The 13,522-nt window shown below is 70.9% G+C and carries 13 protein-coding genes; 2 read left to right on the forward strand and 11 right to left on the reverse strand.

The genetic code is table 11. The features are described from left to right. Nucleotides 1-105 precede the first annotated feature (105 nt). From MQN93_RS20075 to MQN93_RS20115, 9 genes are all read right to left on the reverse strand, one after another. On the reverse strand, nt 106-579 hold the full coding sequence (locus MQN93_RS20075) for a carboxymuconolactone decarboxylase family protein (protein ID WP_242710623.1): 474 nt from the start codon (nt 577-579) through the stop codon (nt 106-108). A gap of 114 nt (nt 580-693) precedes the next feature. Continuing rightward, nucleotides 694-1,020 carry a putative quinol monooxygenase gene (locus MQN93_RS20080; protein ID WP_242710624.1) on the reverse strand — a complete coding sequence of 109 codons (327 nt, stop codon included), beginning with the start codon at nt 1,018-1,020 and terminating at the stop codon, nt 694-696. A 43-nt stretch (nt 1,021-1,063) separates the two neighbouring features. Beyond that, nucleotides 1,064-2,308: an Nramp family divalent metal transporter gene (locus MQN93_RS20085; RefSeq protein ID WP_242710625.1), complete on the reverse strand. Its 1,245-nt coding sequence runs from the start codon at nt 2,306-2,308 to the stop codon at nt 1,064-1,066. 223 nt (nt 2,309-2,531) lie between these two features. Further along, on the reverse strand, nt 2,532-4,184 hold the full coding sequence (gene groL, locus MQN93_RS20090; RefSeq protein ID WP_242710626.1) for a chaperonin GroEL: 1,653 nt from the start codon (nt 4,182-4,184) through the stop codon (nt 2,532-2,534). A gap of 30 nt (nt 4,185-4,214) precedes the next feature. Further along, nucleotides 4,215-4,637 (reverse strand): hypothetical protein, encoded by a 423-nt coding sequence (locus MQN93_RS20095; RefSeq protein ID WP_242710627.1) that lies wholly within the window; start codon nt 4,635-4,637, stop codon nt 4,215-4,217. Between the two features lie 19 nt (nt 4,638-4,656). Beyond that, nucleotides 4,657-5,013, reverse strand: a complete 357-nt coding sequence (mimD, locus tag MQN93_RS20100) for a propane 2-monooxygenase effector subunit MimD (protein ID WP_016430938.1) — start codon at nt 5,011-5,013, stop codon at nt 4,657-4,659. Beyond that, nucleotides 5,010-6,140: an aromatic/alkene monooxygenase hydroxylase subunit beta gene (locus tag MQN93_RS20105; protein WP_242710628.1), complete on the reverse strand. Its 1,131-nt coding sequence runs from the start codon at nt 6,138-6,140 to the stop codon at nt 5,010-5,012. Before MQN93_RS20105 ends, mimD begins: the two co-directional genes overlap by 4 nt. Nucleotides 6,141-6,165: 25 nt before the next feature. Beyond that, entirely contained in the window at nt 6,166-7,176 is a 1,011-nt protein-coding gene (locus tag MQN93_RS20110; RefSeq protein WP_242710629.1) for a 2Fe-2S iron-sulfur cluster-binding protein, read from the reverse strand. A gap of 74 nt (nt 7,177-7,250) precedes the next feature. Further along, nucleotides 7,251-8,894: a ferritin family protein gene (locus tag MQN93_RS20115; protein ID WP_242710630.1), complete on the reverse strand. Its 1,644-nt coding sequence runs from the start codon at nt 8,892-8,894 to the stop codon at nt 7,251-7,253. A 245-nt stretch (nt 8,895-9,139) separates the two neighbouring features. Between MQN93_RS20115 and MQN93_RS20120 the strand changes: the two genes are divergently transcribed. Beyond that, complete coding sequence (locus MQN93_RS20120; RefSeq protein WP_242710631.1) at nt 9,140-11,023, forward strand: sigma-54-dependent Fis family transcriptional regulator; 1,884 nt, start codon at nt 9,140-9,142, stop codon at nt 11,021-11,023. Nucleotides 11,024-11,062: 39 nt separating this feature from the next. Here MQN93_RS20120 and MQN93_RS20125 read toward each other — a convergent pair whose 3' ends face one another. After that, complete coding sequence (locus MQN93_RS20125) at nt 11,063-11,275, reverse strand: hypothetical protein (protein WP_242710632.1); 213 nt, start codon at nt 11,273-11,275, stop codon at nt 11,063-11,065. Between the two features lie 129 nt (nt 11,276-11,404). On the opposite strand from MQN93_RS20125, the gene MQN93_RS20130 reads away from it, so the two are divergent. Next, the gene (locus MQN93_RS20130) at nt 11,405-11,902 is read left to right on the forward strand and encodes a MarR family winged helix-turn-helix transcriptional regulator (protein WP_242710633.1); all 498 of its coding nucleotides are present in this window, start codon (nt 11,405-11,407) and stop codon (nt 11,900-11,902) included. An 829-nt stretch (nt 11,903-12,731) separates the two neighbouring features. On the opposite strand, the gene MQN93_RS20135 is transcribed toward MQN93_RS20130, so the two are convergent. Further along, on the reverse strand, nt 12,732-13,382 hold the full coding sequence (locus tag MQN93_RS20135; RefSeq protein ID WP_242710634.1) for an FMN-dependent NADH-azoreductase: 651 nt from the start codon (nt 13,380-13,382) through the stop codon (nt 12,732-12,734). Nucleotides 13,383-13,522: the final 140 nt, after the last annotated feature.

Here is a 13,522-nt window from a genome sequence, read left to right on the forward strand (position 1 = left end):
TGTGTGCAGGACCGGCGGCCCGTCCGCACACCGTTGTGTCGGGGCGGTGTACGGACGGACCGTGGATGCCAGGAAGGGTCGCCCGGAAGACTGGGCAGGGGGTGGCTAGCCGAACATGCCGGGCTGGTAGTCCCCGGCGGGCTGCTGGGTGATGACGTTCACGCGGTTGTAGGCGTTGATGATGGCGATGAGGCCCACCAGCGCGGCGAGCTGGTCCTCGTCGAAGTGCTTGGTGGCGTTCGCCCAGGCCTCGTCCGTCACGCCACCGGCCGCGTCCGCGGTACGGGTGCCCTGCTCGGCCAGCTCCAGCGCGGCGCGCTCGGCCTCGGTGAACACCTTTGCCTCGCGCCAGGCGGCGACCAGGTTCAGACGCTGCTGGGTCTCGCCCGCGGCCGTGGCGTCCTTGGTGTGCATGTCGGTGCAGAAACCGCAGCCGTTGATCTGGCTCGCGCGGATCTTCACCAGTTCCTGCGTCGCATGCGGCAGCGTCGAGTCCGCAACCACCTTGTTGGCGGAGTTGATGTGCTTCAGCACCTTGCCCGCGAGGGGGTGGGCGAAGAAGTTGAGGCGAGCTTCCACGGTGATCTCCTAGCGTGTCGCGGATACACACTGTTGACCAGGTGGGTCGCCGCCCTGTGACAGCCCCGGAAGTGACCTGCGTCACCGCCGAGGCCGCCTCGCCGAACGGGGGCGTCAGCCGCGGGGCGTGATCTCGGCCATCTTCGACCAGCCCTGCCCCTGCGCCTCGACGTTGATGATGTCGGGTGTCGCGGCGACGACGTCCGGCATCCAGGACATGGCGGTCTTGAAGTGGGCGGAGTTGACGTGTTCGACGCCCGCCTCGGGCGATGCGAAAGCCTCCAGGAGGACGAAGCGGTTCGGGTCGGCGGCGTCGACGGACCACTCGAAGAAGAGATTGCCGGGCTCGGCACGGGTCGCGGCCGTGAAGTCCGCGACGCGGTCCAGCCACTGGTCGCGGTACTCGGGACGGACGGGAAACCGTACGGCGATGAAGATCATTCGCTGCTCCAGGGCATGACGGACGGGATCGGGCGAGGGGCGTTCAGCCGGTGAACACGCTGGCGAGCAGAGCGACGTTCAACGCCACCACGGTCGCACTGATGACCCATGCCGCGCACGTGGTGACGCGCCGATTGACCCAGCGGCCCATGACGGCGGGATCACGGGTGACCAGGACCAGCGGGATCAGGGCGAAGGGAATGCCGAAGGACAGGATGACTTGGCTGAGCACCAGGCTCCCGGTGGGCCCGGCCCCGGCCGCCAGCACCACGATCGCGGGCGTCATCGTCAGCAGCCTGCGCAGCAGCACGGGGATGCGGCGGCCGATGAACCCGCCCATCACGACCTCGCCCGCGTACATGCCCACGCTGGTTCCGGCGAGCCCCGACACCAGCAGCGCCAGCGCGAAGGCCAGCGCGGCGAGCGGACCGACGATCCGCCCGTAGGCGTCGTGCGCCGCACCGAGCGAGTCGGCGGCCTCGGGCGCGCTCGGATGGAACAGGGTCGCCGCCGACACCAGCAGCGCCACGTTCACGGCCCCCGCGAGCCCCATCGCGATCAGCACGTCGACCCGCACATGGCGCAGGAGCCGGCGACGCAGCGGGCGGTCGGGGTCGTCGGCCGGTCCGCCGGCCGCGGTGTCGAGGGAGAGGCTGTAGCGGTCGCTGGTGAGCGCCGAGTGGAGATAGATGACGTGCGGCATGACCGTCGCCCCGACGATCCCGCCCGCCAGCACCACGCTCTCGGTCCCCGACAGCCCCGGCACCAGCCCGTCGGCGGCCGTGGCGAGGGGAGCGCCGGCGCCCAGCACCTGCCCGAGGAACAGCCCCAGCAGACAGGCGAGCCCCGCCGCCATCAGCACCTCGAAGCGGCGCCGCCCCCGCCCCCGCATCGGCATCAGCAGCAGCGACACCGCGCCGACGACCACGCCGCCCACCCACAGCGGCAGCCCGAACAGCAGATGCAGGGCGATGGCCCCGCCGACCACCTCCGCGAGGTCGGTCATCACCACGACCGCCTCCGCCTGGACCCACAGCCCCCACACCACGGGCCTGCGATACCGGGCCCGGCACACCTCCGGCAGGCTCATCCCGGTGGCGACGCCGAGCTTGGCGGACAGGTACTGCAACACCATCGCCACGAGGTTCGCGGTCAGCAGCACCCACAGCAGCAGCGGCCCGAAGGCCGCCCCCGCCTGCACATTGGTGGCGAAGTTGCCGGGATCGACATACGCGATCGCGGCGACGAAGGCGGGCCCGAGCAGGGTGTACGACAACCCGGACCGCAACCGGGGCCGCCGCTCCCCAGGCGTACGCCCGGCAGAAACCACAGCGGCAGGGCCACCAAGTCGCGCGGACCGGGCGGGAGTTCGTTCAACAACCATGACGTAGCTGCACTCCTGGTCGCGGGGACGGCAGCGCCCCGGAAGGGGCGCGGGGAACTGCGCGACCAGCCACCCACCACCCGCAGCCGACCACACACCACACACGGCAGACGCAACAAACCACCCCCTAGGGAATGTTGGACGGCCGAGGCAACCCCTCCGCCAAGTCCCCGATCTCCCCGGAATGAATGGCCCCGGGGTTCCCGAGCACCTCCTCCACGACCAGCGTCTCGGTCGTCAGCAGCAGCGCCGCGATCGACGCCGCACTCAGCAGCGCGCTCCGCGTCACCTTGACCGGATCGACGATGCCCCGCAGATGCAGATCCCCGTACTCCCCGCGCAGCGCGTCCAGCCCGCTCCCGACCGGCATGGCCCCGACCTTCGCCTCCGCCTCCTCGGGGTCGAGCCCCGCGTTGATGGCGATCCACCGCAGCGGCTCGGCGAGGGCCTTCGCGACGATCGCACGGCCCAACGCGACCTCGTCACGCGGGAGTTCGACCGCACCGACAGCGACGCGCGCGTGCAGCAGTGCCGCACCGCCGCCCGCCACGACGCCCTCCTCGGCCGCCGCCCGCGTCGCCGCCAGCGAGTCCTCCAGCCGCATCTGCTTCTCCTTGAGCTCGACCCCGCTGGCCGCGCCCACCCGGATCACCGCGACGCCCCCGGACAGCTTCGCGATGCGCTCACCGAGCTTGTCGCGGTCGTGATCGTTGGTGGCCCGCTCCAGCTCGGTCTTGAGGTTCTCGATCCGCTCGGCGACCCTGGCGTCGCCGCCCGCACCGCCGAGCACCGTGGTGGAACGCTCCGTGGCGACGACCCGCTCCGCTCGTCCCAGGTCCTCCAGCGACGCGCCCTCCAGCGTGCGTCCGGCGGTACCGGTGATGACCCGCCCACCGGTGAGCGCCGCCATGTCCTCCAGCTCGGCGATCCGCCGGAAGCCGAAGCCGGGAGCGCGTACCGCGAGTGAACGGAACGTGCCGTGCGCCGCGTTGGTGACGAGCATCCCGAGCGCCGGCCCGTCGACGTTCTCGGCGATGACGACGAGCGGGGAGCCGGTCCGCGTCACCAGCTCCAGGACCGGCATCAGCTCCTGCACCTTGCTGATCTTCGTGTCGCAGTACAGCAGGTACGGGTTCTCCAGCACGGCCTCCATGCGGCCCTGGTCGGTCACCATGTACGGGGAGATCCAGCCGTTGTCGAACTCGAGCCCCTCCGCGTAGTCGACACTGATCCCGTACGCCGAGGACTCCTCCACGGTGACGACACCCGTGCGGCCGACCCGGGCGACGGCCTCGGCGATCGCCTCACCGATGGCCGGGTCGTTGTTGGCGGACAGGGCGGCCACCCGCACCAGTTCGCCGTCGGTGCGCACCGGACGCGCCTGCGCGGTCAGGGAGTCGGCGGCCGCGGCGACGGCCGCCTCGATGCCGTTCTTCAGCAGCACCGGATTGGCGCCCTCGCCGACCGCCTTCAGCCCCTCACGGACGATGGCCTGCGCGAGCACCGTCGCCGTGGTGGTGCCGTCGCCGACATCGCCGTTGGTGCGGGTGGCCACCTCCTTCACCAGCTGTGCGCCCATGTTGGCGAAGGGATCCTTGAGCTGGATCTCGCGGGCGATGGTCACGCCGTCGTTGGTGATGGTGGGCGGCCCGGTGAGCTTCTCCAGGACCGCGTTGCGGCCCTTCGGGCCCAGGGTGACGCGCACCGCGTCGGCCAGCGCGTTCACCCCGCTCTCCAGCAGTGCGCGCGCTTCGGCGTTGAAGCGCAGTTCCTTCGCCATGGCGATGTCATCCCTTCAGAACGGTGCTGTTCAGGAGGCGTTCGGGGCGGTGGACGGTCCGGCGGGAGGAAGGAGACGGTGGCGACGGCCGTCGGTACGCGATCCGTGGTGCGCCGACCCTGATGTACGGGTCCACGGAACGACCGCCGCCACCTGCACGGGAGGAGGCACTGCTGCGGACGCACGGCCGCGCAGCAGATGCCGTTCCATGCCCACGGCCGGCACCGCGTGGCCCTCGTCGTCGAGGATCACGGGTGCCGAGGCGTCCCCGGGCAGGTCCAGCAGGGCGCGCAGGCGCCGCAGTGGCGCCGTGAGGCGGTCCGGCAGGTCGCCCAGGACCGCGTCCGCCAGCTGCCGGCAGGTCCAGCCGCGGTCGAGGAGCCGTAGGCCGAGAGCGGCCTGGGCGGCCCGATGCCCCGTGACGGGGCGGACGGGTTCCTGGTCGAGGAACATGGCTCTCCTCGGCGCGGCGTCAGTCGACCGGGGTGAGGTCGAAGTCGATGTACTCGGCGGCGTCCTCGGGGTTGGCGAAGAGCATCGTGCGGTCGTCGAGGTGGACCATGCGCCCGTAGTGGGTGGACATGATCTCCTCGAAGTCGGCCTGGTCGAAGTCGAAGCCGAGGGCCTTGGAGATCTCGTCGAAGTCGAAGGTGAGCACCCGCTCTCCGTCGACCCGGATCATCGACGGGTAGTCGGTGACGGTGACATGGTCCTTGCCGCGCATCACGTCGGCGACGACATGGCCGTTCTGGTTGTTCATCAGCGTCACCCCGCACCGGTTAGAGGAGGTGTGGTTCGCGCTGAAGCCCTGGGGTGCGGTGCTGGTCACTTGGCGGTCCTCTCGCTCGTGCGCCCGGCGGGCGACTGAAGTCCCAGGTCCTCGGCGAGGCGGGCGAAGCGCTCCTTGGCGCGGTCGAGGCTGTCCTCGAAGCGGACGGGCTTCTCGGCGGGCTGCGACCACAGCGGCTGCAGCCGCCGCGCGGCGTCGAGAGCGACCGGCACCCAGCGCCCCAGCCACTCCTGGACGACCGCCCTGTTCCCGGCGCCATGGGCGTCGTCGCCGAGCAGGAGCGTGAACAGGGCGCGGGTGTAGCGGAGATCGCGGTCGTAGTCGTTCTCGCCGGCGCCCATCACCGTGGGAGTGGTGTAGTCGCCGTTGCGGGCGGCGATCTGCAGCACGAGGTGGCTGCGGAACAACTCGCCGACCAGGGGCTCGAAGACCAGGTTCGCCGCGCACAGCGCCTCGGCCCAGTCCGCTACGGCCGTGAGCCGTTCGACGTTCTCCCGCACCCCCTGCCAGGCCGGGTCCGACTGCCACACCGCCTTGTGGGCGGAGCCGTCGAAGCCGTCCAGCTGCTCCTCGACGTCCAGGTTGTACAGGGCCAGGTCCTGGGCGAAGCGGAGCTTGTGGGCGCCGTTCACCGCAAGCGCGTTGTTGATCATGTTGGTGGGCGCGGAGCGCTGGATCGCCACGAACACATGCATCCCCAGCCCCTGTTCGGCGTGCATCCATGCACCGACGTGCCGCTCCACGAAGGAGGCCCAGGAGCGCGTCCACTGCCGGTACGCCTCCGCCTTGCGGGCGTTGGCGAGGTTCTGCTGCACCTGCCGTACGACATTGGCGTTGTTGCGGTAGATCGTCTGCTCCCACTCCTCGTTGGGGTCGAGGAAGCGGTGCCAGTCGGACGACTTCAGGGCCGTCCAGTCCTGCGGATAGCCGCTGGAGCCGTCCGCGAAGCCGTAGATCCAGCCCTGCAGCAGATGACGTTCGGGGTCGGGCTGGACGTCGAAGGTGACGTCCTCGTACATGGTGGCGCGCAGCTTCTGCGGCGTGTAGTAGGAGAAGGCGCGGCTCGTGGAGCTCGGAAAGTCCAGTGCTCCCGCCTCCGCGTCGGTGAACTGGGGCTTGGGAAAGCTGCGTTCGGCCTTGACCGGCTTGTCGGCTTGCGTGGTCATGCGTACGGCTCCTCGCGAGGGGTTTTCAGGTGTCGGTGGACGTGGTGAACCTGTCCAGGAAGATCCGCTCCTCGGGCATGCCCTTGGCGGTGAGCAGTTCCAGGGCGGCGTCGCACATCGGCGGCGGTCCGCACAGATAGGCGTCGGCGTTCGACAGATCGCCCTCGTGGCGGTCGACGACCTCGGTGATCAGGCCCTGTTCGTACGGCCCCGCCTCTTCCGACAGGGCGGGCACGAACGCGAAGTCCGCGAGGCGGGTGCCCAGTTCGGCGATCTCGTCGAGCAGGAACAGGTCCCGCGCGGTGCGCGCCCCGTAGTAGAAGCGGGTGCGCCTGCCGGTGCCGGTGGCGGCCAGCCCCCGGAGCTGGGCCAGGATCGGCGCCATGCCGGCGCCGCCCGCCAGCAGGATCAGCTCCCGGTCGGGGGCGTCGCGCAGCACACAGGTGCCGTACGGGCCCTTGACCGTGAGCGCGTCGCCGGGATGCAGGGAGCCGTCGAGCAGGCCGGAGAAGAGACCGCCGGGGTAGCGCTTGATGAGGAACTCCAGTGGCCCGCCCGGCGCTTGGGCCATGGAGAAGGAGCGCCAGTGCCCGCTGCCGGGCACCTGGATGTCGACGTACTGCCCGGTGCGGTAGGGGAGTTCATCCCCGGGAGTGAGGGTGAGGCGGACGATGTCGTGCGTCATCGGCTCGACGGCCGCCACGGTCGTAGCGACCTCACGAGGCGGGATGCCGGAGAGCAGCATCTCCTCGTCGTAGTTGATGAGTTCGACGGTCAGGTCGCCGTAGGCGTGCGCCCGGCACAGCAGGACGTACCCCTCCTCGCTCTCGTAGTCGGCGAGCGCGAAGGTGGAGTAGCGCTCCATCTGCTGGTCGCCGTCGAGGAGGAAGGACTTGCAGGACGAGCACTGGCCCTCCTTGCAGCCGTGCATGAGCTGGACGCCCTGGCGGAACGCGGCGTCCAGGACGGTCTCGTCCTCGTCGGCCTCGATCTCGATGCCGACCGGTTCGAATCGGATGCGGTGCTTGTCGCCCACGGCGATCTGCCCTTTCCGGGACGGCGACCCCGCGACGGAGTTGTCGCCGTCCCACGCACGGAACCGTCAGACCGTCACGGCGCCGACGGCGTGATGTTGCTGCGGCCGCGGTAGTCGGCGACGTGCGCCTCACGCTCCTCGTCGGACATCTCGTTGAGGGTGACGTTGGGGCTGAGGAAGGTGTTGCCGCGGACGTCGTCGAGCGTCCACAGCTTCTTCGGGTCGTCGAGGTCCAGGTGCGGCTGCGGGACGAGGGTCCTGCCGTCGTCGCGGACGTAGCCGAGGTCCTGGACGATGTCGGCGAGGTCCTGCCCGTGGTAGACGGTCTCCCACTCGCGCTTGCCGGTCAGCCGGCCCATCGACGGGGTGGCCCGGCCCTCGTACTCGGGCCGGAAGGCGGTGGTGTCGGTCCACGCGCACGTCTCGGAGCAGTAGGTGCGCCACTGCCCGTCGACCTTGTCGACGACCATGTCCTGCCGGATCAGACACGGCACCATGCAGGTCCAGCAGCGGTGCGGGTACTGGTAGCCGACGTCCTCGAAGGCGATCGGCTTGTTGCCGCCCGGGTGCCGCATCCGGTTGTACGCCTCCCACCAGGCGCCGTACTCCTCGTACCAGCCCGGGTACTTGGACTCGAACCACTCGAAGTCCTCGTCCGTCATCCCGTCGATCCGCCAGAAGTTGACGGGCCAGCCGGTGGCGAAGAACTGGGCGACCTTGTGCACGTAGCCCTGGTCCCAGATCCGCTTCCAGGCCTCCTCGACCAGGTCGTGCGGGATCTTCAGGCCGTACTTCTCCAGCGGGATCAGATACGACCGGTAGTAGTCGTCGTAGATCCAGCGGCGCCACATCTCGGCGTACGACTCCCGGTCCTTGCGGCGGTCCTTGGAGCCGTACTCGATGAAGGTGCCGATGGCGGCGTCGACCACGCAGTGGTTGTTCCACCAGGCGTAGCGCAGGTCGCGCTCCAGGAGTTGGCGGTTGTCCTCGTCCGCGAGGGCCATCAGCAGGATCGAGTAGCCGTTGGAGATGTGCCGCGACTCGTCCGACTGCACGGAGTGGAAGACGGTCGGCAGCAGGTAGTCGCCGTTGGCGGCGGCCTCCGCGGGCATCGCCACGAACAGGGTGTTGGTGAACGCGGTCTCGGCGACCAGCGTCAGATAGACGTTGGCGGCGGTGATCGCGTCACCGGTGATGAACCCCTCGCCGAACTGCCGGCCGATGGTGCCCGCGTAGCAGTTGGCGAACGCCTTCTCGGAGATGTCGAACCCTGCCGGGTCGATGTAGTGGTTCATGTAGAGGCGCTTGAGGTTCATCTGGATCGTCGAGTGACGGACCTCGTCGATCATCTGGACCGCGAGCCCATTGTGCAGCTGCGGGTTGGGCACCGCGCCGATCGCCATCGGCATCGCGCGGGCCGCGCTGATCTCGGGGAACGGGATGATCGACAGGAACAGCTTCTGCCACTCCATCCAGCGCTGCTGGACCTGGCGGAACATATTGCCGCGGATGGCGCCGTCCATCGCGCCGTAGACCCGGTTGTCCTTCTCCTCCTCCATCGGGAAGTAGGAGCGCAGGACCTGCTTGAGCGGGTCCTTCTTGGGGGCCTTGTCGAAGCGGTAGTCGGTCGCGAAGCGGTTGGCCGGCGTCGCGAACGTCGGCTCCCACGACAACTCGGTGATCTTCTTGTGCGCCTTGCTCAGGCTCTGTCGGCTCACGGGTGATGCTCCTCCGGCTGACTCGGCGGTGATCCCGGCGAAACCGGCGGCGCACTGCCGTCTGTGACCGGGCGTCGCCCATCGTGGGGGCGGGTCGGGCGGCCCGTCGTCTCAAGTTGAGACGCGGGTCCGCGCCGGGGCTCTGGCCGACCCGCGAGGCCGGACCTACCGTGCAGGGCATACCGGAACCCGGAGCGTCGCCGCAGGGACAGCGGCGTCATCGCACGGCGGAAGGCACAGTGCCGATGGAACACCTGGAACCCGCGCACCTGACGGACGCGACCGGCCACGCCCCCGACGGGACGGGGCCCTCAGCGCTGCCCGGCCCGCACCCCCCGCGTCTCGACCCCGTCCACGCCCGGACCCTGTTCCTGGAGGGCGAGAGCGTCCCGCCCACCGAGGTGCGCGCACCCATCCTCACCTCCTGGCAGCGCTCCCGCTTCTGGGGCGTGGACGCCGACCGCATCCAGGCCCCCTACAACGCCGACTTCGACCCGCACTCCCGGCTGGCGACGGCCGCGCGGCCGGTCCTCGACCGGCTGGCCGATGCGCTCCAGGACACCCCGATGGCGCTGATCCTGACCGACTCCAAGGGCAGGGTCCGCGAGCGCCGCACCGGCGACCGGGCACTGCACCGCCACCTCGACGACATCTGCCTGGCGCCGGGCTTCAGTTACGCCGAGGAGTACGTCGGTACGAACGGCATCGGCACCGCCGCCGAGGACGGCCGCACCGCCCATGTCTTCGGCTCGGAGCACTTCTCCGAACGGCTGCAGCGGGTCTCGTGCGCGGCCGCCCCCATCCGCAACCCGGTCAGCGGCCGGGTGGTCGGCCTGATCGATCTGACCTCCTGGCAGCGCACCGCCTCACCGCTGATGACGGCGCTGGTCAGCGAGGCCGCCGCGGACATCGAGGAGCGCCTGCTCGACATCGGCTCGGAGCGGGAACGGGCCGCGTTCCGGGCCTTCCTGACGTCACGTCAGCACTCCCGGCGGGCGCTGGTCACCCTCACCGACGGCCTGCTCCTCGCGGACGCGGCCGCGACCGAACTGCTCGGACCCGACGACCACCGCAGGCTCCGCGAGCTGGCCGCAGACCCCTCGGGCCCACGCGAACAACGGCTGCTGCTCAGCGACGGACGGACCGTGCAGGTGCGCGGCCGGCAGGTGGCGGACACCGCGAACGGCAAGGACCCGGCCGCCTACCTGATCGAGCTGCGGCTGGTCACGGAGCCGGACGAGACCGCGCCGCGCATCCCGGCACGGCCTCCGCGGCTGCCGGGGATCGCCGGTACGAGTCCCGCGCTGCGGGGCGTCGTGCAGCAGCTGGTCCGGCACTGTGAGCAGGGTCGCTGGACCCTGGTGGACGGCGAGGTGGGCACCGGCAAGCACGAACTCGTACGGGCCGTGCACCGGCACGTCGCGCCGGGCGAACCGTACGCCGTGCACGACGCGGCCGAGGTGCGCGGCGGCGCCGCGGACTGGCTGCGGGCCGTCTTCCGGAGCCTGGCCGAGGACCGCGGAACCGTCGTCCTGCGCCATCTCGACATGCTGTCCGCCACGGTGGCCGGTCAGCTCGACGCGCTCCTGCGCAGCACGGCGGGACGCGCCGGCTGGGTGGCCGCGCTGCTCACCCGGGAGGGGCCGGCGCTGCCCGGCACGGGCGCGCCGCGCAGGGCCGACGATCCGGTGCATGCCCTACGGGCGCGCTTCGGGGCGCAGGTGACGGTGCCGCCGCTGCGCCACCGCACGGCCGACATCCCCGCCCTCGTGGCCGCGGTGATCGCACGCCAGGGCACGGACGTCACCTGTACGGAGGGCGCGCTGCGCGCCCTGTCGCGGGCGCCGTGGCCGGGCAACGTCCGCCAGCTCGTCGGCTCGCTCCGCTACGCCGAGGCCCATCGCACCGGCCCGCTGATCGAGGAGAGCGATCTGCCCCCTTCCCTGCTCTCCCAGTCCCAACACCCCCTGTCCGCCTGGGAGTCCACGGAACGCGACCTCATCGTGCAGGCCCTCCTCGACCACGGCGGCGACAAGGCGAGGGCGGCGAAGGCGCTGGGGATCTCACGGGCGACGATCTACCGGAAGATCGCGGCGTACGGGATACGGCTGGGGCCGGAGACGGGGTGAGGGGGCGATGGGGCGGGTGTCCTGGGCGGGGCGGGTGTCCTAGGCCTTGTCCTTGCGGAACTGCCGCCCGTAGACCGCGTACAACCACAGCCCGAGGGCTTCCCAGCAGCCGAGTGCCGCCCCTGCGAGGGTCAGCCCGGGGCCTGACGGTGCGCCCGTGGCCGTCGCGACTGCTCCGCACATCGCGAGCAGCACGCCGAACGCGCCGAGCGCCAGCAGCCGTTCGCGGTGTCCCCATGAACGCCCCGTCATGCGTGCCCCCCTTTGTCTCGGCCTCACTGAGAGGGTGCCGCCGGGGGGCGCGCGGGGAGTCTCACTCTGAGACGCATTCGGTATCGATCGATACCGTTTCGGGTGATTAGGTGGCTGTAATCTGGCGTCATGAGCGCCGACGTTCCCCCGAAGACCACCGCCGCCCCGCGTGCCACCGACCGCCCCGGGGACGCGTCGCCCTTCGCGCTCGGCCTGCTGCTGCGCCGGGCGCACTGGCGCGCGGCCACGGTGATCTCGCAAGCCCTCAAGCCGCTCGGCATCGAGCTGCGGCACTTCGCCGTGCTGATCGTGCTGGTCAACGAGGGGCCCACGGTGCAGCGGGACCTGGCGACGGCGACGGGAACCGACAAGGCCGGGATCATGCGGGTCGTGGACGACCTGGAGCGAAAGGGCCTGGCCGTACGCAAGTCCGTTCCGGGGGACCGTCGGGTGCGTGCCGTCGAGATCACCCCCAAGGGACTCGAACTCTTCGACGCGGCCCACGTAACCGCAGAACCCCTGGCCGCACGCCTACGCGCCGAACTGGGCCCCGGCGACCCCGAGAAACTGACGGAACTGCTGACCCGGCTGGCCCATCCGACGGACGAATCGGGCGCGGAGGAGTAGGGGGCGCGGAGTGGTGGTGGATGTGGATACCGAGGAGCAGGCGTGCCTGCGCCTCGGTCGGCCGTCGTGCGCGCGGTTCGCGTTGGTTGCGGCCCATGTCGCTGCGGGGAGGTGTTGGCCGCGCGTTTGCGGGCTGAATTGGGTCGGGTAGGCCCAAGAGGCTGGCGGAACTGCTGGCGCAGCTGGCGTATCCGCGGGGCTCGGAGGAGTGGCGGCCTCGGAGGGCTGAGCGGCGGACGTCGAGGCGCCGGCGTGCCTGCGGCTCGGTCGGCCGTCATGGGTCCGCTCGTCGTTGGACGCGGCCCACGTCGCGGCGGGAAGCTGTTGGCCGCGCGTCTGCGGGCTGAATTGGGTCGGGTAGGCCCGAGAGGCTGGCGGAACTGCTGGCGTATCTGGGGGCGCGGAGGTGTAGCGGCCTCGGAGGGCTGAGCAGCGGCCGGCGCCGAGGCGCCGGCGTGCTTGCGCCTGGGTCGGCCGTCATGGGTCCGCTCGTCGTTGGACGCGGCCCACGTCGCGGCGGGAAGCTGCTGGTCGCGCGTCTGCGGGCCGAACTGGGGCCGGGCAAGCCCGAGAAGCTTACGGAACTGCGGGGCGCGGAGGAGTAGCGGGCACGCTCGGCTCCCTCGGTCGATCGCCGCATGCCCGCGCCGCGATCCCGCATGCCCGGGCCGCGACCTCGCATGCCCGCGGCGCGATCCCGCACGGCCGCGGCGCGATCTCACATGCCCGCGCCCCGACCCGCATGCCCGCGCCGCGCCCTCGCACGCCCGCGGCACCCCGACCGCATGCCCTGCCCCGCGCCCCCCATGCCCGCGCCGCACTCCCCCGATCAAGCGGCGAAAAGTTCCGCCAGTTCCTTCGCCCTCGTGACCGCGTCCGTGAAGGCGCGCTCGCGTGAGGCCTCGTAGATGGGGATCAGGGGTGTCATCGCCGGGTTGCGGGGGGCCATGGTGAGTTCCGGGACTATGAACTCCAGGTTCAGGCCCAGGGTGTTGGCGAGGACGGCCGTCAGGTAGTTCTGTACGAAGTCGTAGCCCTCGCGCGGGGTGCCCGGTGCATAGGAGCCGCCGCGGCTTGCGACGACGACGGCCGGGGTGCCCTGGGTGGAAGGGGACTCGCCCGCGGTGCGGCCGAGCAGCAGGACGCTGTCGAGCCACGCCTTGAGCGTCGACGGGATCCCGAAGTTGTACATGGGTGCCCCGATGAGCACGGCGTCCGCCCGCTCCAGTTCCTCGATGAGCCTCTCCCGCGCGGCGAACGCGGCCGACTGCTCCGGGGTGCGCTCGGACGGGTCGGTCCAGCCGGCCGACCAGGCGTCGGCGGTGATGTGCGGGACGGGGTCGGCGACCAGGTCCCGGTAGATCACCGTGCCGCGCCTGTGCTGCTCCTGCCAGGTCCTGCGAAAGGCGGCCGTGACCGACCGGGACGAGGACGCCTCGCCGGGAAGCACGGCCGAGTCGATGTGCAGCAGTGTCGCCATGGGTGTCTCCAGAGTGCGGTGCCCCGGGCCGGGGCAGGGGTGGCGGCTCGCGCCCGACGGTAGTCAGACACGAGAAGGTATCGAGTGATACTATCTCGACTGTAACCGACGGTGGGCACGGCGAACCCAGGAGGAGGCAG

The organism is Streptomyces spinosisporus (genome assembly GCF_022698145.1).
Classification (GTDB): domain Bacteria; phylum Actinomycetota; class Actinomycetes; order Streptomycetales; family Streptomycetaceae; genus Streptomyces; species Streptomyces spinosisporus.

Excerpts from the sequence above, each read along its gene's own strand:
- MQN93_RS20080 (WP_242710624.1), bottom strand. The coding sequence starts at position 1,020 with ATGATCTTCATCGCCGTACGGTTTCCCGTCCGTCCCGAGTACCGCGAC.
- groL (WP_242710626.1), bottom strand. The coding sequence starts at position 4,184 with ATGGCGAAGGAACTGCGCTTCAACGCCGAAGCGCGCGCACTGCTGGAG.
- MQN93_RS20095 (WP_242710627.1), bottom strand. The coding sequence starts at position 4,637 with ATGTTCCTCGACCAGGAACCCGTCCGCCCCGTCACGGGGCATCGGGCC.
- MQN93_RS20105 (WP_242710628.1), bottom strand. The coding sequence starts at position 6,140 with ATGACCACGCAAGCCGACAAGCCGGTCAAGGCCGAACGCAGCTTTCCC.
- MQN93_RS20120 (WP_242710631.1), top strand. The coding sequence starts at position 9,140 with ATGGAACACCTGGAACCCGCGCACCTGACGGACGCGACCGGCCACGCC.
- MQN93_RS20125 (WP_242710632.1), bottom strand. The coding sequence starts at position 11,275 with ATGACGGGGCGTTCATGGGGACACCGCGAACGGCTGCTGGCGCTCGGC.
- MQN93_RS20130 (WP_242710633.1), top strand. The coding sequence starts at position 11,405 with ATGAGCGCCGACGTTCCCCCGAAGACCACCGCCGCCCCGCGTGCCACC.
- MQN93_RS20135 (WP_242710634.1), bottom strand. The coding sequence starts at position 13,382 with ATGGCGACACTGCTGCACATCGACTCGGCCGTGCTTCCCGGCGAGGCG.